We start from the raw sequence: 20,251 nt of genomic DNA, 5'->3' as shown, positions 1-20,251 counted from the left end.
ATCATGGAACTGTTATTTCAGCATACGTAATAGTGAATCCAATGACGACCGTGGTGTCAAGAGAATACCGCACCACGGTCCTCCCGCCCCGCCCTGCCCTGTCCTCCCTGCCCCGCTCGTCCTGCGACGCTCGCTCACTTATGCCGGGTTCTCCCGAAACGCTCGCTCACTTATGCCGGGTTCTCCCGAAACGCTCGCTCACTTTTGCGGTCTGGTGGACAATGTCAGCAACGAGCCAAAGGAGTTCCGCCATGCCAGAGGTCCTGACTTCCCGGTATCTCTTCGGACCGGGTCCCAGCAATTGCTATCCGGAAGTGACCGCCGCGTTGGCGTATCCGGTGATCGGGCATTTGGATCCGGTGTTCATAGAGCGCCTGGACCGGACATGCGCGGGGCTTCGAACTGTGTGGGGAACCCGGAATGCCCGCACCCTGCCGTTGAGTGCCACTGGATCCGGCGGCATGGAGGCTGCGTTTGTTAATACAGTGTCCGACGGCGACGTGGCAGTAATCGCCGTCAATGGGCTTTTCGGTGAGCGCATGTGTGAGGTTGCGCGCCGCTGCGGGGCCACGGTGGTCCGCGTCGACCATGAATGGGGCCAGCCGGTGGACGCGGAGCGGGTTCTCGCCGCGCACCCGCATCCGAAGGTGATCGCCGCCGTCCATGCCGAAACCTCGACGGGTGTCCTGTCCGACGTCGCGCCCCTTGGCGCAGGCAAAGGCGACGCGCTATTGATTGTGGACGCGGTGACGTCCATCGGCGGGCTGGACCTTCTTGCTGACGACTGGGGGATCGACGTCGGTTATGCCGGGACGCAGAAGTGTTTGGGAGCGCCCCCTGGCTTGTCGCCGTTCACCGTGTCCGAGCGCGCTTTCGAGCGGCGCATCAAGGAGCCGCGATCGTGGTACCTGGATATCGGCCTTTTGGGTGGGTATGTTGGCGCGGCGAGCGGCAGCCGGACCTATCACCATACGGCTCCGGTGACCATGATCGCAGGGCTCGAGGCAGGACTGGACCGCATCTTGGCCGAGGGGCTCGCGGCTGTTCAAGCGCGGCACCGTGCGGCCGGGGCCGAGTTGCGGGATGGCCTTGAAGCGATGGGGCTCGAGCTGTTTGCCGCGGAGGGCGCGCGATTGCCGAGCCTCACCACGGTTAAAGTGCCCGACGGCGTGGACTCGGCCGCCGTCCGCGCATACCTTCTGGAGAACTTCAGTATGGAAATCGGCTCCGGGGCGGGTGCGTTTACGTCGACCGTTTGGCGGATAGGCATGATGGGGCCGAATGCCAACAGGGCGTCGGTGAAGCTCGTCCTTGGCGCGCTGGAAGAAGCGATCGCCAAAGCCTGACGCGCGCTTCCTTTTGGCGGCCAAATCCCGAGCGAGCGTCACGCCGGGAGGCCTTGTTTGTGAGCGAGCGTCACGCCGGGAAGCCTTGTTTGTGAGCGAGCGTCGAAGAGGGGGAGCCGGGAGGGGAACCAGGGACACTAGTGGCCGTTGGATTGGGCCTTGGTCGCGAGCATTTTGTCGAGGGGCTTGGCGTATCGTTCCTGGACGATTTTCAGATGCAGCCAGCACTCCACGCTTGCCACTGAGTCCATCGCGCGTACCTTGTCCAGGACCTCGTACATTTCGTCCAGGGAGCTGACACCCACGGTTGCCACGAGGTCGTGCCTGCCGAGGCAGCTGGCTATGAACTCCACGCCGGGCGTCGCAGAGAAGAAGTCGATTGCTTCCTCAGTGCCGGCTGCTGTCGAGATTCCGAAGCCAAAGGCCATGGACCGCGAAGAGCCGGAACGGCTCCGGATAGGGCCGATCTGCATGACGCGGGCTTCCAGCAGGCGAAGGACCCGGATCCTGGCGGCGCTGGCCGAAAGGCCGATCCGTTCGCCGAGGGCCTCGAAGCCGAGGCGCCCGTCCACCTGCAACTCGCTCATGAGGAGCAGGTCCGCCTGGTCGAGTTCGAGCCGGGGGTCCGGTGGCTCCTTCCCGAGGAAGAGGCTGCGGACCACCTCTTTGTACATGAGGACATCGACGGCAGCCACGCCTTCGCAAAGGCGGACGGCCTCGACGTCTTCATAGAGCCTTTCCACCGTCGGCAGGCGGAGTTCGGCGATAATGCCATACTTGCCCGTGGTGAGGGAGGCAAAGACGGCGCCGTCCAATTGGCTCAGCTTCTCCAGGGCAGCCCGTGCGGAACCGTTGAGCTGGATGGAGATGTGCGCGACGGCGGTCAGGCCGAGCAATCGCGGATGGACTGCAGCGACAATCCGCAGTTCTCCGGAGGATGTGAGCTCATTGACCTTGGCCGTCACGGCGGAGCGTGTCACGCCCAGCTGCTTGGACAGATCGCTGAACGAGGCCCGGCCATCGGCCTGCAGCAGGCGGATCAGCCTGTCGTCCAGATCATGCATGGTCTTCACAATAACCGCCTTGTCTTCGGGGTCGCGGCAGTGGGTGCCCAGCGAAGGTGCGGCGCCCTCTTGAGTCGGGCTCCGCCGTCGTAATCAATACTTTCACGAGTCAAGCGACAAGCAAGTGATTTGAATCAAGAAGACCAGAGTTTCGTGCAAAAACTGCGTCACATCAGTATTAAACAACTGATTCGCTTGATTTGCGCAGTTTTTTCGCTAGCATCGTGATCAACGCCACATCGGCGCCCTCCGACTCGCGTTTCCACGCGACCCCAACAGTCATTGGAGATCTGCACATGCTCAAGTTCACGAAGCCCGCCCTGGCGGCCGCTGCGTTGGCCCTGCTGTTAAGCGGCTGCTCCGCCGCGGCCTCCCCCAGTTCCACGGGGCAGGCATCGGCCACCGCGCCGAAGGGCCTCACCACGAGCGGCAAGCTCACCCTCTGCATCGACCCGGAATACGCGCCGCTGGAGTACTACGCCAACGGTTCCAGCGGTGACATTGCAGGGTTCGACGCCGATGCCGCCCGGGCGCTCGCCAAACACTGGGGCGTCGATGCCAAGTTTGAAGTGACCACCTTCGACGGCCTCATGCCGGGGCTCCAAACCCGCCGCTGCGATGCCATCTTCGGTGGCCTCTATATGAGCAAGGCCCGCCTGGACGTCGCCGACGCTTCAGCAGTGATGAACGCGGGTCCCGCGATCCTCGCCGCCCCAAGCAGCGCCGGGAATTACAAGACCTCGCTGGATCTGTGCGGCCACTCCGTCGCAGCGCAGAGTGCCTCAGCCAACGCCGCCCGCGTCACTGCGCTCAAGGACGAGTGCAAGAAAGCCGGCAAGGACGAGCCCAAGCTCACCGAATACCCCAAGACCGCTGAAACAGTGCTGGCAGGCCTCAACGGCAAGTCCGAGGCCTTGATCGAGACCAATGTGGCGGCCGCCTACATGGCCAGCCAGAACGAAGGCAAGCTCACAGTGGCCCCGGGAGTCTTCCCGGCCGACACCACCTTCGGCGTGTTCACCCGCAAGAACGACCCGTTGTCTCCCGCCATCGCGCAAGCGCTGAAGGAACTCCACCAGGACGGCACCTTGGCCAAGATCGCCAAGGACAACAAGCTCGATCCCACGATCGTCGACGTCCCCTAGCCATCCTCCCCGCGGGGGCCGCAACAGCGCTGCGGCCCCCGCCACCTATCGCGAAAGGAGCTGGTGATGGAATTCGACGTCAACATCTTCGTCCAACAACTCGTGAATCCGAGCTACGTGTCGGGGGCTTTCCTGTCCGTCGCCGTCGCGGTGCTTTCTCTCATCCTGGCCACGGCCATCGGCTTTGCCGTTGCCCTGGGACGCACGTCGCGCAGCCGGATCGCCCAGGGCGTCGCAGGAATCTACACCTGGTTCTTCCGGGCCATTCCGGCCCTGTTGGTGCTGCTCATCATCTGGAACGCGTTGCCGCAGCTTTTCCCCGTCCTCCGCCAGGATTGGTTCTCCCCGTTCATCGCCGCGTTCATCGGCCTGGGCATCGTGGAAGCCGCATTTATGGCGGAAATCATCCGTTCGGCGTTGCTCAGTATCGACGAGGGCCAGGCTCTGGCAGGCAGGGCGCTTGGAATGTCGCCGGTCAAGGTCATGCTCAAGGTCGTTCTGCCGCAGGCCATCCGCACGGCGCTGCCTCCCACCGGCAATGAGTTCATCGGCCTCGTGAAGTTCTCCTCGCTGGCCTCCGTGATTTCCCTGCAAGAACTCCTCACCACGGCCCAGGTGGGCGTGAACATCACGTTCCGATACGCCGAGTACTACGCCGCGGCAATCGTGTACTACCTCATCATCGTCAGCCTTCTGACCCTTCTCCAAAGCTATGTAGAAAAGAAATTCGTCTGGACGTCACGGTCCCAAACCAAGAAGCCTTCCATCCTGGAACCAGTCGGCCAAGGAGTGCAGTCATGACACACAGCGGCCCGGAACTCATGCCGGAAACCTGGTCCACCAACGACCCCGTGCTCAGCGTGCGGAATCTCCACAAGAGCTACCAGGACCAGCACGTCCTGCGCGGGGTTGAATTCGATATCCGCCAAGGACAAGTCAAGGCAGTCCTGGGTCCCTCTGGTTCCGGCAAGTCCACGATGTTGCGCCTGATGGCGCTACTCGAGCCAGCCGACGACGGCGAGATCCGGCTCCGCGGGCGGCGCATCGGTGTCCGTGAGAAAGCAAACGGAGCCGTGGCCCTGCCCGAACGCGAACTCGCCAAGGAACGCCGCAATATCGGCATGGTCTTCCAGAAGTTCAACCTGTTCCCGCACCTGACGGCTTGCCGCAACGTGATGCTCGGGCTGACTTCCGTCAAGGGCGTCCATCACAAGGAAGCCGAAGAGCAGGCCATGGCCATGCTCGGCCGCGTGGGTCTTTCGCACCGCGCCGGGCATTTCCCCTCAGAGCTCTCCGGCGGCCAGCAGCAACGCGTGGCCATCGCCCGCGCCTTGGTGATGAACCCGGACGTCCTTCTCTTCGACGAACCGACCTCCGCACTGGATCCCGAGTTGGTGGGCGAAGTCCTGGACGTCATGGAGGGCCTGGCCAACGATGGCATGACCATGATCGTGGTCACCCATGAGGTCCGTTTCGCCCGCAGGGTAGCTGATGAAGTGACCCTGTTCGACAGCGGGGTGATCGTGGAACAAGCCACACCGGACGAGTTCTTCGACAACCCCCAGCACCAGCGCACGAGGAAGTTCTTGAGCCATGTCCACTAAGGATCGCCCCCTCGCCGTCTACACGGACATGGAAGACCTCGACTACTCCGCCGGCGTCGCCCTGCTCGAGGACAACGGTTACGAGGTCCGGTACCTCGGCACCCAGGATCCGGCGGTCATCGCGGAGCAGGCGAAGGACGCCGATGCCTTGCTGGTGGGTTACGCCACCGTGACTGCCGAGGTCATGGACGCCGTCCCGGGCTTGAAGATCATTGCCCTGGTCTCGATGGGCTTCGACAACGTCGACCTCGATGCCGCCAAGGAGCGCGGCATTTGGGTCAGCAACCTCCCCGGCGTCGCCACGGAGGAAGTCGCTTCGCACGCGCTGGCGCTCGCCCTCGCAGTCACGCGCGAAATTCCTTTCTTCCAGGGACGCGTGGCCGAGGGGGACTGGAACGGCCGACCGGACAGCACCGTGTTCCGGCTCAGCCAGGAGCGGCTGGGGCTGATCGGACTCGGGCGGATCGGCAGCCGTCTCGGAGAGCTCGCCTCCGGCGTCTTCGGCGAGGTTGTCGGCTACGATCCCTACCTCCCGGACACCCCGGCCACGAGGGAAGCCCTGGCGAAGGCGGGCATCCGCCGGACCGGCCTCGAAGAAGTCCTGGCGGAATCCGCCGTCGTGTCCTTGCACATGCCGCTCTCGGAGGAGACGCACCACATCATCAACGCTGAAAGCCTCGCGGCGATGCGGCCGGGAAGCTATCTGGTGAACGTCAGCCGCGGTCAGCTGATCGACAACGATGCCTTGCGCGCCGCCGTCGACTCCGGCCACCTTCGGGGAGCGGCGCTGGACGTGCTCGACGTCGAGCCGGCACCGGCCGACCATCCCCTCATGGGCCACCCGCGAATCCTCGTGACGCCCCATGTCGGCTTCCTCTCGGACTACACGCTGGCCGAATACGTCAGGATCCAGGCGCAGAACGTCATTTCCCAAGCCCGCACCGGAGCCCCGGACACCCCGTTGTTCGAGCTGGCACCCGCCCGCTGAGTTCCGGCCGTACCGCAACTTCAACACGCAAAGGTCATTCCCATGTCATTCCTGGCATCCCATGAAACTTCAACCGTAGCGCCAGCTGCAACGCTGTTCTTCGGCGGCCGCATCAGGACCGTCGACGCCCTGAACTCCGTCGCGGAGGCGATGCTGGTCATCGGCAACCGTGTTGCCGCCGTCGGGACGCCACACGAGTGCCGCGAAGCGGCGCTTAAGCTCACGACGGCGGTGCCCGACGTCGTCGACCTCCGGGGACGCACGCTGGTACCCGGCTTCGTCGACCCGCACGCGCATCCCCTGATGTACGGACAGCTGCTGTCCTGGGTGGATTGCGGTCCCGAGGCCGCGCCGGACATCCCCACCATGCTTGCACTGCTGGCCAAGGCGGCGGCCGACAACCCAGGAGACACTCCTATCCGCGGCTACGGCTACGAGCACCGCAACCTTGCCGAGCAGCGCCACCCCACGCGGCAGGAATTCGACACCGTGTCCACGACGCGCGAGGTGTACGTCATGAACGCGAGCGGCCACGGCGGAGTGGTGAACTCGTACGTGCTCGCGAAGGCGGGAGTGGATCGCGACACTCCCAACCCGCCGGGCGGAACGTTCTTCCGGGATGCCGACGGCGAGCTGACGGGTGAGCTCTCCGACGCCGCGTGCGACATCCTCACAGGAGACGGTGGCGTCAAACTGGGGCACCACGGACCGAACTTCCACCTCGGAGACAGCAAGGAACACCACCGCGCCCAGCTGCTGCACGCCCAGCGCGAGTTCCTCAGCCACGGCGTGACCACCATCGGCGATGCCCAGGTGACGAAGCGCGAATTCGGCGCCTATCTGGACCTCGTGGAGCGGGGTGAACTGGTGACTCGCATCAACGCCTACTTCCTGTCGAGCCTCCTGGACGAGGTGCTGGAACTGGGCCTCGTGGACAAGTTCGGAGATTCCCTCCTTTCATTCGCCGGAATCAAGCTCTATGCGGATGGCACCTTGGGCGGCTGGACGGCGTACTTCCCGGAGGGCTACCGCGACGATCCCTGCCGAACCGGCTCGCTTTACCACGAGCCGGCCGAGTACCGTGCGTTGGTCGCCAAGGCGCACAACGCCGGGCTGCAGACGGCGACCCATGCCCAATCGCCTACTGCCATTCAGTTGGTGTTGGACGCCGTCAGCGAGGCTCTTTCGGCTTCGCCACGGGCGGATCACCGGCACAGGATCGAGCACTGCGGGTTGCCGACGTTGGAGCAGATCGGGCAAATGGCCGAGCTAGGGATCATGCCCGTCAACCAGCCGCAGCATTACTACAACTGGGGTCCCGGCGTCACGGATGCCATCGGTTCCCCGGGCGAGCGCTTCAACCCCCTCGGCGAATTCGTGGCCGCAGCGGTGCCTGTGACGATGAGCTCGGATGCTCCCGTAGCTGACCCCCGGCCGTTGGAAGCCATCCAGACGTCCGTGACCCGCAAGACCCGTTCCGGCGTCCAGTTGGGCTCGGATGATCTCAAGATCGACGTGGTTGAAGCCCTCCGCGCCCACACCATCAACGGGGCACGGGCCATGGGTCGCGAGCAGGACCTCGGTTCCCTCGAACCGGACAAGCTGGCCGACTTCGTGATCCTCGCCGCCGACCCGCTGGAGGCGCACGAAGGCGACATCAGCGGCATCGACGTTGTGGAGACCTGGGTCAACGGCGTGCGGGTGTACGCGGGCTGAGTGAACACAGTTAAACCCCGACGTCGGCACTCAGGTGGGTGCCGACGTCGGGGTTTTGTGTTGCTTGCGGCCGGACCCAACTAGCTCGCACTTAATGTCGTTCTCAGCCTCCAAAACGACACCAAATGCGAGTCAGTTGGGGCTTAGGCCCGGCGGATGGCCTCAGCCAAGCGCTTGACTCCCTCGGTGAGCTGCTCCTCCGGCGCGTACGAGAAGGCGATGCGGAGCTGGTTGCTGCCACCGCCGTCGGCGTAGAAGGCACTGCCGGGCACAAACACGACTCCCGCCTCGATGGCAGCGGCCAGCACGTGCTCGGTGTCGATCCCTTCGGGCAGCGTGACCCAGGTGAAGAAGCCACCAGTGGGTGTGGTCCAACGGGTTCCTTCGGGCATGTAGGCGGCCAAGGCGTCGAGGGTGGCTTTGCAGCGGGAGGCGTAGACGGCACTGTACGCCGCAATCTGGTCCCGCCAGTCGAAGCTGCTGATGTACTGCTCCACCACCAGTTGGCTCAAGACCGAGGGGCAGATGGTGGTGGCCTCGGAGGCGATCTGGAGGCGGCCGCGCACCTCGTGGGGCGCAACGACCCAACCAACGCGAAGGCCGGGGGCGAAGATCTTTGAGAACGAGCCCAGGTAGAACACGTTGTCCGGGTCGAGTGAGTGCAAGGCCGGCTTGAGCGTGCCATCGAAGGTCAGCAAGCCGTAAGGGTTGTCCTCGACGATCAGCACGCCTTCCGCGCGGCAAATGTCCACCACGCGCTGCCGCCGCTCCAGGGAAAGGCTGATGCCGCAGGGGTTGTTGAAGTTGGGAATCGTGTAGAAGAACTTGATGGTCTTGCCCGCGGCTTTGAGCCCTGAAATGACGTCCTGGAGGCGGTCGGGATCGACGCCGTCGTTGTCCATCGCCACGTGGGCTACGTCGGCCTGGAAGCCTTCGAACACGCCGAGCGCGCCCACGTAGGTGGGTCCTTCCGCGATCACTACGTCTCCCGGATCGCAGAAAAGCTTGGTCACGAGTTCCAGCGCCATCTGCGAGCCCGCGGTGATCTGCACGTTTTGCGGGGAGGTCTTGATGCCCTCGAGTTCCATGACCTGGCAGATCAGCGCCTGGAGGTCCTCGGTTCCAGCGCCGGAGCCGTACTGGAGGGCTTCCAGCCCGCGGCGAGCGACGACGTCGGACGCCATGGCGGCGATGCGCTCCATCGGCAGGACGGGCAGGTAGGGGTTGCCGCCGGCGAGGGAGATCATGCCCGGCTGCATGGAAACATCGAAGACTGCGCGGACGGGGGAGGGCTGGAAACCGGCCGCACGCTTGGCCATCCGGCCGGTATGGGACAGCTCTGTCGTGGTGGTCATGGTGGTCCTTCGGTGTTGGTGGGCGCTTTTTAGTGGGGCGCTTCGATGCGCCCCGCGCGTGTGTGTCCTAGTGAGCGTCCACGAGCCTGGAGCGCTTTTTGTGGATGAATTCGTCGGCGTCAATGCCGAACTCCCGGGCGGCAAAGCGGTGCAGGGTTTCGATCATCTCCGCAGGTGAGAAGCTGTGGACCCCGTTCAAGGACTCGATCGCGAGGCCATCGATCGTGGCCAGAAGCAACGTGGCCACTTCGTCAACATCGATGGCCGGCTGGAGCAGTTTCTCGTCCACGGCTTCTTCGAGCGCCCTGACGAACAGCCCTCGCCATGACGTCCAGACTGCTGCGACGCTTTCCCTGATCTCGGAGTTCTTGTGGGCGGCGGCGTAGATCTGCAGCCAGAATCCCCACGCTTCTTCGAACGGGGTGTCGCTTTGGATGGAGAACGTCAGCAGATCGTGCAGGCGTTCCACCGCGTTGTTGCCGTGATCGTAGATGCGCTGCCATTCGGCGAGGGATTCGTCGATGCGGTACTCCACCGCGGCGCCGATGAGCCGTTCCCGGTGCCGGAAATAGTGCTGGATCATGCCGATGCTGAAACCTGAAGCCTCGGACAGTTCGGCGAAGGAGCAGCCCTCCACGCCTTCGCGGGAGATTACCTGCGAGGCATGGTGCAGGATGCTCTGCCGGCGTTCTGCCATGGCTTCTGCCGTGACGCTTCGTGTGCGGCGGCCCGGGTTTGTCTCGCTCATGCCGTTGCTCCTTCGTTTGTCTGGTCGCGCTGGTCCAGGTGGGGCGCCTTGTGGGTGCCGGTAGTCATCTCTCCACGATGTTGCCATGGTCCCTTGACACGCGTTGTTACTCATCTCACAATAAGTTGAACATATTGTTATTTCAACCCGACTCGAACCGGAGATCCACAAATGATGCGAAACGGCATGAAAAGCCCGCTCGTGGCAGCGGCAGCCATCAGTTTCCTGGCATTGACGACGGCTTGCTCAAACACAGAGGGTGTGGCCGCTACCGCCTCCGGCAATGCATCGGCCGGCGGCCAAAGCACTCAAAGCGGCCAGGAACTCGCGCAGGCCGTTCAAGCCGATTCCAAGGTTCAGACGCTGCTTCCGGCCGCCATCAAGAGCAAAGGCGCACTGACCCTCGTCACGGACCCCACCTACGCCCCCATCGACTTCACCGATGACCAAGGCAAGATTGTCGGCCTCGAACCGGACATGGCGTTGGCCGTGGCGAAGAAGATGGGCGTCACCATCAAGATAGAAAAGGCCGACTTCAACGGCATCCTGGCCGGCATCGAGGCCCGCCGCTACGACGCGTCCTGGGCCGCTTTCTCCATCACGGACGAGCGCAAGGACAAAGTCAACATGGTCAGCTACATGCGCGGAGGGACATCCGTCATGGTCAAAAAGGGCAATCCACTGGGCATCAACTCGGAACTGGACCTCTGCGGGAAGACCGTCGCTGCCCAGACCGGGACGACGCAGGCGCTGAGCGTGCTTCCGTCGTTCGACAAGAAGTGCGCCGACGCCGGCAAGGACAAGCCTGTTTCCCTGCTGCTGCCCCAGCAGGACAACGTCAACCAGGCCGTGGCATCGGGCCGTGCCCAGGCACTCGTGGCCGACAACGCGCTCACCGGATACTACGCCCAGCTGCAGCCGGACGCCTTCACCTCCGTGGACTCCATCCTCGTGGAGCCGTCCTTGTCCGGCGTCGTGAGCCCGAAGGACGACGGCGGCCTGTCCAAGGCGTTCCAGGCGGCAGTCCAGTCGCTCATGGACGATGGAACCTACGCCAAGATCATGGACGCCTGGAACCTCAAGTCCGGCATCATCACCAAGTCCGAGGTCAACCCGACGGCGGGGTCATGACCGTGTCCGAGCTGCCAGTCGCCGCCGAGGCACGGCATGACTTCGCGGATTTGGCGTCGCGGCCCGTGCTCAAGCGCAAACGGCCCGGACAACTGATCGCCATGGTGGTGGTGGGACTGTTCGCGCTGATGGGCGCCTACGTCATCGTCACCAACCCCGGCTTCGGCTGGCCCACCGTGGCCAAGTACCTGTTCGATATCCGTATCCTCAACGGCCTCCTGACCACGATCGAACTCACGGCCATTGCCATGGTCTTGGGACTCGTGATCGGCCTGGTGATCGCGGTCATGCGGATGTCTGACAACGCGCTCCTGCGCGGCGTGGCCGGCGCTTACATCTGGTTTTTACGGGGCACGCCGCTCATGGTGCAGATGCTTTTCTGGGGCTTCGCTGCTGTTCTCTTCCCCACCATCGGCATCGGCATCCCCGGCGGTCCCATGTTGGTGGAATGGAACACCAACGATGTCCTCCCGCTGTTCGTGGCAGGCATCCTGGGCCTGGGCTTGAACGAAGGGGCCTACATGGCCGAAATCGTGCGTGCCGGCCTGATGGGTGTTCCCGCTGGACAGTCCGAGGCCTCCCACGCCATGGGTTTCAGCCGGATGGAAACCCTGCGCCACGTGGTCATCCCCCAGGCCATGAAGATCATCCTTCCGCCGGTAGGCAATGAGACCATCTCCATGCTCAAGACCACCTCCCTGGTGATCGTGATCGGCGTCGGTGACTTGTTGTACAACGCCCAGCAGATCTACGCCCGCAACCTCCAGCAGATCCCGCTCCTGATCGTGGCGAGCCTCTGGTACATCCTGCTCACCACCATCCTCTCGCTCGTCCAGGCCCGCGTTGAGAAGCGGTACTCCCGCGGCAACGCCATCCAGGCACGAAAGGCGTAGCGGCAATGTCTGAAGTCCAGTTTCTCAACGTGCACAAGGATTTCTCCGGCATGGAGGTCCTCAAAGGCATCAACTTCACGGTCGAATCCGGCCAAGTAGCCTGCTTGATCGGCCCCTCCGGTTCCGGCAAATCCACCTTGCTCCGCTGCGTCAACCACCTCGAAACCACCAGCTCCGGAACCATCCTGGTGGGCGGCCGCATGATCGGCTACGAGGTCCACGGCGACAGGCTCATCGAGGCACACCAGAAGGACATCAACAAACGCCGCTCCAGGATCGGCATGGTGTTCCAGTCCTTCAACCTCTTCGGCCACATGACAGCCCTCGAAAACGTCATGATGGGCCCGGTAAAACTCCTCAAGGTTCCCAAGGCCCAAGCCGAGGCCGAAGCCCGCGAGCTCCTGGCCAAGGTGGGCCTCGCCGACCGCACTGGACACTATCCGGCCCAACTCTCCGGCGGCCAGCAGCAGCGCGTCGCCATTGCCCGGGCGTTGTCCATGAAGCCCGGCCTCATGCTCTTCGACGAGCCAACCTCCGCACTCGATCCCGAACTCGTGGGCGAAGTCCTCGACGTCATGAAAGCCCTGGCCCGCGACGGCATGACCATGATCGTCGTAACCCACGAGATGGGCTTTGCCCGCGAAGTGGCCGACGTCGTCGCGTTCATGGACGGCGGCGTCATCGTCGAAGCCGGCGATCCCAACGAAATCATCTCCCGCCCCCAGCACGAGCGAACAAAGGCGTTCCTCTCCAAAGTTCTCTAGGCCACACATTAAGGAATCCAACCTTGACCACTTCCATCCCCACCAACAACGTCGGCCTTGCCGTCATGACCACGCTGCGGAACTACGGGATCGACGCGATCTTCGGAATCCCCGGCACCCACAACCTCGAGTTCTACCGGCACCTGGAGCCGCTCGGCATTCGCCCCGTGACCACCCGTCATGAACAAGGAGCCGGGTACGGCTCCGACGGATGGAGCCAGCTCAAGGGGCTTCCCGGCGTCGTGATCACCACCTCCGGACCCGGCCTGCTGAACGCGATGTCCGCCGCGGCCACTTCCTATTGCGAGTCCCGGCCCATGATCATCCTGTCCCCAGGCGCGCCGCGCGGCAGCGAGTTCTCGGACATCGGGCTGCTGCACGAAACGAAGGACCCCACGGGTGCGGTCCGGGCACTGATCGGGCGCAGCACGCGGGTAGCCAGCGGCAGCGAGGCCGTGGAGCTGATTCACGAAGCCTTCTCCTTCTTCGCGCACGGGCGGCCGCGACCGGTCCACATCGAGATCCCGCTGGACGTCCTCGAGGGCGCGTCCGACGTCGACCCCTCCGCACTGGAGGCCCGGCCCTTGGGTGCGCCGAAAACAGCAGCCGACGACGCCGTTGCCACCGCCGCGGAGATCCTCGGCCGCGCTTCGAATCCGGTGATCCTGGCCGGGGGCGGATCGCTCGGAACCGGCGGCGCGCTGCTTGAACTGGCAGAACTCCTGCAAGCCCCCGTGGTGACCACCATCAATGGGAAGGGCGCTATTCCGGAAGCCCATCCCTTGTCGCTGGGCTCGGAAATCCGGCTCGCAGCGGCCCAGGATCTGTGCAACGCTTCCGACGCGCTGCTGGTGATCGGTTCCAAGGTGGGCGAGTCAGAGCTGTGGGGCGGCAAGATCGTGCCGCAGGGTTCGTGCATCCGGATCGACATCGACCCCGCCCAACTGCAGTGCAATCTTGCGCCGGACGTCGAGCTCCTGGGCAACGCGTCCGCCGTCGTGCCCCAACTGCTCGCGGCACTCGCCGGACATGAGCCGGGCCCCGCTCCGGAATTGGACCACCCGCGGGGCGAACTGCGGACCGAAGCCCGTTCCATGGCGCCGGTGCTGGCCCAAATCAACGAGATCCTTGCAGCGGTCTTGCCCTCGGACACGGTCATTGCGGGCGATTCCTCGCAGATCACCTATTTCGGAACCACGTCCTTCTTCCCCGTGCAGAAGCCACATCAGCTCCTGTACACGCCCGCGTACGCCACATTGGGTTATGGACTGCCGGCCGCGATTGGCGCAAAGGTGGCCGACCCCGATCGTCCCGTGGTGGGGCTGATCGGCGACGGCGCGCTCATGTTCGCTGTCCAGGAATTCATCACCGCCGTGGAGCAGGGCGTGGACCTGCCCATCATCTGCATCAACAACGGGGGCTACGGGGAAATCCGGCAAAACATGGAGGACCGGGATCTGGCCCCCGTCGGCGTGAACTTGACGCAGCCCGACTGGGTGCGGCTGGCCGAAGGCTTCGGTCTGACGGCGTTCAACGTGGAATCCCTCGACGAACTCGCCGGGGTGGTCACCAAAGCGCTCGCCGTCAAAGGACCAAGCCTCATCCACGTGAGCATCGAGTAGCCGCTCCGACAACGCCCCACGCCCCTTGTGACGCTCGCTCACGTATGACGCTCTTTCGGGCAACGCTCGCTCACTTTCTTTAGGCAAGTGAGCGAGCGTCCGGCGGAAGGCCCATACATGTGAGTGAGGGTCTTGGGGGCGGGCGCCGGGTAGCGGAACAGTTTTTGGATCTGCATGACTTTAGGAAGGAATACGATGAGCGGGACGACCAAGAACGCCGAGTTGAAGGCCACGGCATGGGAGTGGGTGGAGCAGCAGAAAGAGCAGCTTTCCGCCTGGCACACGAATATTTGGGAGCTGGCCGAGCCAGCATGGCGCGAATACGAGTCGTGCGCCTGGTACGTCAAGACGTTGCGCGAGCATGGCTTCACCGTCGAGGAAGGCAGCGGGGGCATGCCCACTGCCTTCGCCGCCGAATGGACAAGTCCCGCCGGTCCCGGCACGCGGATCCTGGGCTATGCCGAATACGATGCCATTCCGGGCAATTGCCAGGCGGCGTCCACCAAGCGGGAGCCCCGAACCGGCATGTCGCGCTTTGCCCCGGGCCATACGGATCCGCACTCGGCTCTGGGTATCTCGACGCTCGCGGGGTTCCTCGCCGCAAAAGACACGATGCAACGGCACCACATCCCGGGCACGTTGGTCTACACGGGCGAGCCGGCCGAGAAGGTCCAGGGATCCAAGGTGGTCCACGGCCTGCGCGGGTATTACGACAATCTGGATGCCATCATCTCGTACCACCCGTTCTACATGATGCCCCTGTGCAACACCGTCCGTTGGGACACCCACTGCGGGTCCTACTACAGCAAGATCTACACCTTCACTTGCGACAGCCCGGAGGGATGGAACAACACCTACGGCGACAGTCCCATCCCGTCGTCGCACTCTGCCGCCCGGGCTCCTGGAGCGGACGCGGCGCTGTTCACGATGTTCTCGCTGACCAAGACCACGCAGGATTCGATGCTGCCGCAGGCGGGCGGTTGGTCGCTGTCGGAAGCGATCCTCACCGCAGGACAGGCGACGGCGGACAACCAGCCTGCGGGGCTGGCCCAGATCCAGTACTCCTGGCGCTGTCCGAGCCTCGCCGAGGCCGACTCCGTGCTGGCGGTGCTGGATCGCAATGCCGAACTCGCCGCGGCTGCATCGCACTGCAGCGTTAGTTCCCGCTGGGTGGCGCGCAACCGTCCGGGCATCGCCAACCACACTGTCGCTCAGGTGGCCTGGGACAACATCGCGGCTGTTGGAGCGCCGATTTTGGATGAGCGGGCCCGGGAGATCGGACGCGAAATCCAAGCCTCGTGTGGAGTGGAACCCATGGAAAATCCGTTCCATCCGGCAACGGCCGAGCTCATCACCCCGCAGGACGCCGAAACAGAGCTGCGCCGGCACATCCCGGCAACCCAGCAGAACTGGACCAGCGATGACTATGTGGAAATGACCTGGTATGCGCCCACTATCCGCTTCTACACGGCGCGGCCCACCTTGGCGCCGGATGAGAAGGGCACTGCATACCCGGGCTGGGCCATGACCGCCATGGGCGGCATACCGGAGACGATCGACCCGACCATCACGGCGACAGGCAAGATGATCGCCGGCATGGTGCTGGATCTGCTGACTTCTCGTGACGTGCTGGCTGAGGCAAAGGCAGAGTTCGACGCCGAGAAGCGCCGCCGCGGTGCCGTGGCACCCCTGCTTCCTGCCGATTTCAGCGCGCCGACGGATTTCCGATGGCCCGAATACATCGGCCAAGGCAAGGCCCGCGAGTGGTGGATCCCCGTGTCCGAAGAGTCATGGAACACTGCCGGCGGCAACTAACCCCTAACCCGGACGCGCGCTCACCTATGGGGGTCAAGTCCCGGACGCTCGCTCACCTTTGGGGGGTCAAATCCCAAACGTTCGCTCACCCGGAAATAGAGAATCCTCCAGCAGATCATCTGCTGGAGGATTCCGTCATTCGGCCTTGTTTGTGAGCGGGCGTCGGGCCGGGCGGCCTTGTTTGTGAGCGGGCGTTAGAGGCCGAGTTCGGCCTTGAGGGCCGCTACGTGGCCCTGGGCCTTGACCTGGTACTGGGTCAGCTTGACCTTGCCTTCGCCGTCGAGCACCACGGTGGAGCGGACCAGTCCGTCGACCACTTCGCCGTTCACGAGCTTCTCGCCCCAGGCGCCGTAGGCGAGGGCGACGGCGTGGTCTTCGTCGGAGAGGAGCGGGAAGGTCAGGGAGAAGTCGCCGGCGAAGCGTGCGATCTTTTCGGGGGAGTCAGGGGAGATGCCCAGGACTTCGTAGCCGGAGGACTGCAGGCTGGAGAGGCTGTCGCGGAAGTCGCAGGCCTCCGTGGTGCAGCCGGGGGTGGCGGCTTCCGGGTAGAAGTACACGATGACGTTGCGTCCGCGGTAATCGGACAGGGAGACCTTCTGGCCTTCGGAGTTAAGCAGCGCGAAATCGGGGGCCTGGGTTCCGGCGAGGAGTTTTTGGGTCATGTTGCGATCCTTGACTTGTCGGGCAACCGCCGTGGCCGGCGATCAATCTATTGGTGTAACGGGCTGCCTAGATGCAGTATTCCGCCGGTCCGCGGACTGTGGAGCCTGGTCCGGGCACGAACTGGTAGCCGCCTCCACGCACTGTGGCGATGACATGGCGGGCCGAGCCCAGCTTGCGCCGGACGCGTCCAACATACACGTCGATGGACCGAAATGCCGCGCCGGGACAGTCAAGTGACTCCAGAAAGCGTTGCAATTCTTCACGTGGGATGGGGCGGGACAGGTTTTCCACGAGGTAACGGAGGAGGCTGTGTTCCATCGCCGTGAAGCTGACGGGGACCCCATCGAGGAGGACGGTGTTCGCGGCCAGGTCCACTGCCACGGTGCTGCGTCGGCCGGCGAGGGAAACCGGCGGGTTGGCAGCGGCGGTGCGGCTCCCGGCGTCGGACACTTCCGACGCCGAAGCGGCGTCGGACGTGCCCGGATCGGAAGCCTTCGAACCGGAAGAATCACCGGACGTTGCAGCTCCGGTGGCGGGCCAAAGGAGGACTTCCGCCCCCGGAGCAAGTTTGCGGGCCCGGGCCAGGACCGCTTCAGCGGCCCGGGCCCAAACCTCGGGATCGATCTCGCGGCCTTCCCCGGGCTGTACCCACACGGCGAGTCCGCGCGGGTGCATCCCGGGCCGAACCAGACCGGGCCGAAGCGCGGACGGCCGGGCGGCGGGCTGGTGCCGCGAGGAGTTGAGCCGTGCGGGCAGTTGCCCGTACGGGGCATGGACGTTGACGGCCATGGCTTGGCCTTACACGCCGCCGCGGCGAATCAGCTTGCCGCTGGGCGTCCGACCGTCGATCTCGCTGCCGCGCAGGTACGTTTTGCGTACGACGCCGGAGAGCGCCTTGCCGTCGTACGGCGTGATCGGGTTCTTGTGCTTGAGCTTCTTGACGTCGACGACAAACGCGTCGTCCGGCGCGAAGATGGAGAAATCGGCGTCGTAGCCGAGAGCGAGCTGGCCTTTGTTGTGCAGGCGGGCCAAGGCCGCGGGCTTCTCGGACATCCAGGACACAACTTGCTCCAGGGAGATCCCGCGGTGCCGTGCCTCGGTCCAGATCAACGAGAGCCCCAGCTGCAACGAGGAGACGCCGCCCCAGGCCACGGCGAAGTCGCCGTTTTCCAGGTCCTTGAGGTCAAGCGTCGAGGGGGAGTGGTCCGAGACGATGCAATCGATCGTGCCGTCCTGCAGGCCCTGCCAGAGCAGCTCGCGGTTGGAGGCCTCGCGGATGGGCGGGCAGCACTTGTACGCGGTGGCGCCGTCGGGGATTTCCTCGGCCATGAGAGTGAGGTAGTGCGGGCAGGTCTCCACGGTGAGGTGGACGCCGTCGCGCTTTGCCGAAGCGATCATGGGCAGCGCGTCCGACGACGAGAGGTGCAGGATGTGCGCGCGGGCGCCCGTCCAGCGGGCGCGTTCGATCACCTCGGCGATGGCCTTGTTCTCGGCGCCGCGGGGGCGGGAGGCAAGGAAAGTGGAGTAATGTGCGCCGCCGGGGTGGGGTGCGTGGTCGATCGCGTGGGAATCCTCGGCATGGACGATCATGAGGGAGTCGAAGGACTTGAGCTCGGCCATGTCCTCTTCCATCTCGTCCGCGTCCAGGTGCGGGAATTCGTCCACGCCGGAGTGGAGCAGGAAGCACTTGAAGCCGAAGACGCCCTCGTCGTGCAGCGGACGGAGGTCCTTCTTGTTGCCCGGGATGGCGCCGCCCCAGAATCCGACGTCCACGAACGCCTGGTCCTCGGCGACTTCGCGCTTGAGCTTGAGGCCTTCCACGTTGGTGGTGGGCGGGATGGAGTTCAGCGGCATGTCGATGATGGTGGTGACGCCGCCGGCTGCCGCAGCGCGGGTGGCGGACGCGAAACCTTCCCATTCGGTGCGGCCGGGCTCGTTGACGTGCACGTGGGTGTCCACCAGGCCGGGGATGAGGGTTTCGTCGTCGCCGAGCTCGATGACTTCGGTGCCCTGCAGGCCGTTGCCCAAAGGCTCGATGGCGACGATCACGCCGTTGCGGACACCGACCTCGCGGGCGGTGATGCCGGCGGTGGTGAGGATGCGCTGACCGCGGATGACCAGGTCAAACGGGCCGTGTGCTGTGGTGGTTTCTTCAGACATGGAGTTGCTCCTTGGTCTCGGTTCGCGCTGCGTCTTGGGTAGATGCCGCTTTTTCAGAGAGGCGCACGCCGATGTGCTTACCCAATTCTTCAAGCAGCGGCCCTGCTTCAGCTATACATTTCTCAACATTGGCTTCGAGGTCGGTCAATGCGTGGACCGACTCGAAACCGGACTCCGAAAGTTGTTCCGGGCTCAGCGTACTGCGGCCGCAGACGGCTATCACAGGGATCCCCGAACGCGCTGCCGCCCGTGCCACGCCCATCGGCGTTTTGCCGAGCAGGCTTTGTTCGTCGAGGCTGCCTTCGCCAGTGATCACCAGGTCCGCGCCCGCCAGCCGCTGCTCGAGTTCAGTGAATTCGAGCACGACGTCGATGCCCGGCCTGCGTGCCGCGCCCAGCGCCGCGATGGCGATGTAGCCGACCCCGCCCGCCGCGCCTGCGCCCGGAGCTTGTGCGGCGTCCTGGGCTTCGGAGCCGATCTCGCTGGCGAGGACCTCGACGAAGTGGGCCAAGGCCGCGTCGAGCGTGGCGACGTCGTCCGGCGTGGCGCCCTTCTGCGGTCCGAAGATCGCGGCGGCGCCGGTGCGGCCCAAAAGGGGATTGTCGACGTCGGACGCCAAGACGAACTCGGTGACCTCCAAACGGACATCGAGGTTCGAGAAGTCGATCCGGTCCAGGCGCTGCAGTGCTGCGCCGCCGCCAGGGAGTTCGTTGCCGTCGGCGTCGAGGAGGGCCGCGCCGAGGCCCTGCAGCACGCCGGCGCCGCCGTCGGTGTTGGCGCTGCCGCCGACGCCGAGGATGATGTGCCGGCAGCCGAGGTCCAGGGCGGCGCGTATGAGTTCGCCGGTGCCCAGGCTTGTGGAGCTCCTGGCCGTTTCGGTGTTCGGGGCGCTGCCGTCGCCGAAGCCTGGCAGCACCGCAAGTCCGGAGGCCGCCGCCATTTCGATGACGGCTTCCTCGCCGCGCACGGCGAATTCCGCCGTGATCGGCTGGCCCGTGGGGCCGGTGACCGTCGTGCTGCGGCGGGTGAAGCCGGAGCCGACGGCGGCGTCGAGAGTCCCTTCGCCGCCGTCGGCCACTGGAATGAGCGTGGTTTCAAAGTCCTCGCCCGGGCGGTTTGCGGCGACACCTGCCCGCAGCCCGGCGCTCAAGCGGCTGGCGACCTCGGGGGCTGACAGCGATCCCTTGAACTTGTCCGGGGCTATGACCACACGCATTCCGTACCTCCTTCAGTACTT

Annotated in this window: 18 protein-coding genes; 11 read left to right on the top strand and 7 right to left on the bottom strand. The window is 64.6% G+C overall.

Annotated features, from left to right (window positions below; genetic code table 11):
- Window positions 1-251 precede the first annotated feature (251 nt).
- The gene (locus LFT47_RS18870) at window positions 252-1,346 is read left to right on the top strand and encodes a pyridoxal-phosphate-dependent aminotransferase family protein (RefSeq protein ID WP_236813090.1); all 1,095 of its coding nucleotides are present in this window, start codon (window positions 252-254) and stop codon (window positions 1,344-1,346) included.
- 137 nt (window positions 1,347-1,483) lie between these two features.
- Here the strand turns inward: LFT47_RS18870 and LFT47_RS18865 are convergent, their stop codons facing one another.
- Window positions 1,484-2,410 (bottom strand): Lrp/AsnC family transcriptional regulator, encoded by a 927-nt coding sequence (locus tag LFT47_RS18865; RefSeq protein ID WP_236818703.1) that lies wholly within the window; start codon window positions 2,408-2,410, stop codon window positions 1,484-1,486.
- A gap of 224 nt (window positions 2,411-2,634) precedes the next feature.
- On the opposite strand from LFT47_RS18865, the gene LFT47_RS18860 reads away from it, so the two are divergent.
- The 5 genes from LFT47_RS18860 to LFT47_RS18840 all read left to right on the top strand — a co-directional run bounded on the left by LFT47_RS18860 (window position 2,635) and on the right by LFT47_RS18840 (window position 7,863).
- Complete coding sequence (locus LFT47_RS18860) at window positions 2,635-3,555, top strand: transporter substrate-binding domain-containing protein (RefSeq protein ID WP_236813088.1); 921 nt, start codon at window positions 2,635-2,637, stop codon at window positions 3,553-3,555.
- A 66-nt stretch (window positions 3,556-3,621) separates the two neighbouring features.
- Window positions 3,622-4,356: an amino acid ABC transporter permease gene (locus LFT47_RS18855; protein ID WP_236813085.1), complete on the top strand. Its 735-nt coding sequence runs from the start codon at window positions 3,622-3,624 to the stop codon at window positions 4,354-4,356.
- Complete coding sequence (locus LFT47_RS18850; protein ID WP_272909595.1) at window positions 4,353-5,159, top strand: amino acid ABC transporter ATP-binding protein; 807 nt, start codon at window positions 4,353-4,355, stop codon at window positions 5,157-5,159. The genes LFT47_RS18855 and LFT47_RS18850 overlap by 4 nt, the downstream gene beginning before the upstream one ends.
- A complete protein-coding gene (locus tag LFT47_RS18845) occupies window positions 5,149-6,147 on the top strand; it encodes a C-terminal binding protein (protein ID WP_236813083.1) in 999 nt (332 codons plus the stop codon). Before LFT47_RS18850 ends, LFT47_RS18845 begins: the two co-directional genes overlap by 11 nt.
- Before the next feature lie 42 nt (window positions 6,148-6,189).
- Window positions 6,190-7,863 carry an amidohydrolase gene (locus tag LFT47_RS18840; protein ID WP_236813081.1) on the top strand — a complete coding sequence of 558 codons (1,674 nt, stop codon included), beginning with the start codon at window positions 6,190-6,192 and terminating at the stop codon, window positions 7,861-7,863.
- Window positions 7,864-8,006: 143 nt separating this feature from the next.
- Here the strand turns inward: LFT47_RS18840 and LFT47_RS18835 are convergent, their stop codons facing one another.
- The gene (locus LFT47_RS18835) at window positions 8,007-9,218 is read right to left on the bottom strand and encodes an aminotransferase-like domain-containing protein (protein ID WP_236813079.1); all 1,212 of its coding nucleotides are present in this window, start codon (window positions 9,216-9,218) and stop codon (window positions 8,007-8,009) included.
- A gap of 67 nt (window positions 9,219-9,285) precedes the next feature.
- Window positions 9,286-9,966, bottom strand: coding sequence for a TetR/AcrR family transcriptional regulator (locus LFT47_RS18830; RefSeq protein WP_236813077.1), 681 nt, complete (start codon window positions 9,964-9,966; stop codon window positions 9,286-9,288).
- Window positions 9,967-10,152: 186 nt separating this feature from the next.
- On the opposite strand from LFT47_RS18830, the gene LFT47_RS18825 reads away from it, so the two are divergent.
- From LFT47_RS18825 to LFT47_RS18805, 5 genes are all read left to right on the top strand, one after another.
- The gene (locus tag LFT47_RS18825; RefSeq protein WP_236813075.1) at window positions 10,153-11,097 is read left to right on the top strand and encodes an ABC transporter substrate-binding protein; all 945 of its coding nucleotides are present in this window, start codon (window positions 10,153-10,155) and stop codon (window positions 11,095-11,097) included.
- On the top strand, window positions 11,094-11,990 hold the full coding sequence (locus LFT47_RS18820; protein WP_236813073.1) for an amino acid ABC transporter permease: 897 nt from the start codon (window positions 11,094-11,096) through the stop codon (window positions 11,988-11,990). Before LFT47_RS18825 ends, LFT47_RS18820 begins: the two co-directional genes overlap by 4 nt.
- Window positions 11,991-11,995: 5 nt before the next feature.
- A complete protein-coding gene (locus LFT47_RS18815) occupies window positions 11,996-12,754 on the top strand; it encodes an amino acid ABC transporter ATP-binding protein (RefSeq protein ID WP_236813071.1) in 759 nt (252 codons plus the stop codon).
- 23 nt (window positions 12,755-12,777) lie between these two features.
- On the top strand, window positions 12,778-14,376 hold the full coding sequence (locus tag LFT47_RS18810; RefSeq protein ID WP_236813069.1) for a thiamine pyrophosphate-binding protein: 1,599 nt from the start codon (window positions 12,778-12,780) through the stop codon (window positions 14,374-14,376).
- Window positions 14,377-14,571: 195 nt separating this feature from the next.
- A complete protein-coding gene (locus LFT47_RS18805; protein WP_236813068.1) occupies window positions 14,572-16,191 on the top strand; it encodes an amidohydrolase in 1,620 nt (539 codons plus the stop codon).
- 194 nt (window positions 16,192-16,385) lie between these two features.
- Here the strand turns inward: LFT47_RS18805 and bcp are convergent, their stop codons facing one another.
- From bcp to LFT47_RS18785, 4 genes are all read right to left on the bottom strand, one after another.
- The gene (gene bcp / locus LFT47_RS18800; protein WP_236813065.1) at window positions 16,386-16,853 is read right to left on the bottom strand and encodes a thioredoxin-dependent thiol peroxidase; all 468 of its coding nucleotides are present in this window, start codon (window positions 16,851-16,853) and stop codon (window positions 16,386-16,388) included.
- Between the two features lie 67 nt (window positions 16,854-16,920).
- Window positions 16,921-17,643, bottom strand: coding sequence for a winged helix-turn-helix domain-containing protein (locus LFT47_RS18795; RefSeq protein ID WP_236813063.1), 723 nt, complete (start codon window positions 17,641-17,643; stop codon window positions 16,921-16,923).
- A 9-nt stretch (window positions 17,644-17,652) separates the two neighbouring features.
- On the bottom strand, window positions 17,653-19,014 hold the full coding sequence (gene allB / locus LFT47_RS18790; protein WP_236813061.1) for an allantoinase AllB: 1,362 nt from the start codon (window positions 19,012-19,014) through the stop codon (window positions 17,653-17,655).
- Window positions 19,007-20,230, bottom strand: coding sequence for a glycerate kinase (locus LFT47_RS18785; RefSeq protein WP_236813059.1), 1,224 nt, complete (start codon window positions 20,228-20,230; stop codon window positions 19,007-19,009). The genes allB and LFT47_RS18785 overlap by 8 nt, the downstream gene beginning before the upstream one ends.
- Between the last annotated feature and the right edge of the window lie 21 nt (window positions 20,231-20,251).

Source organism: Arthrobacter sp. FW306-2-2C-D06B (assembly GCF_021789175.1).
In the GTDB taxonomy this organism is placed as follows: domain Bacteria; phylum Actinomycetota; class Actinomycetes; order Actinomycetales; family Micrococcaceae; genus Arthrobacter.
The sequence above is the reverse complement of the archived record's forward strand: the minus strand, read 5'-3'. Positions and strand labels throughout refer to the sequence as shown.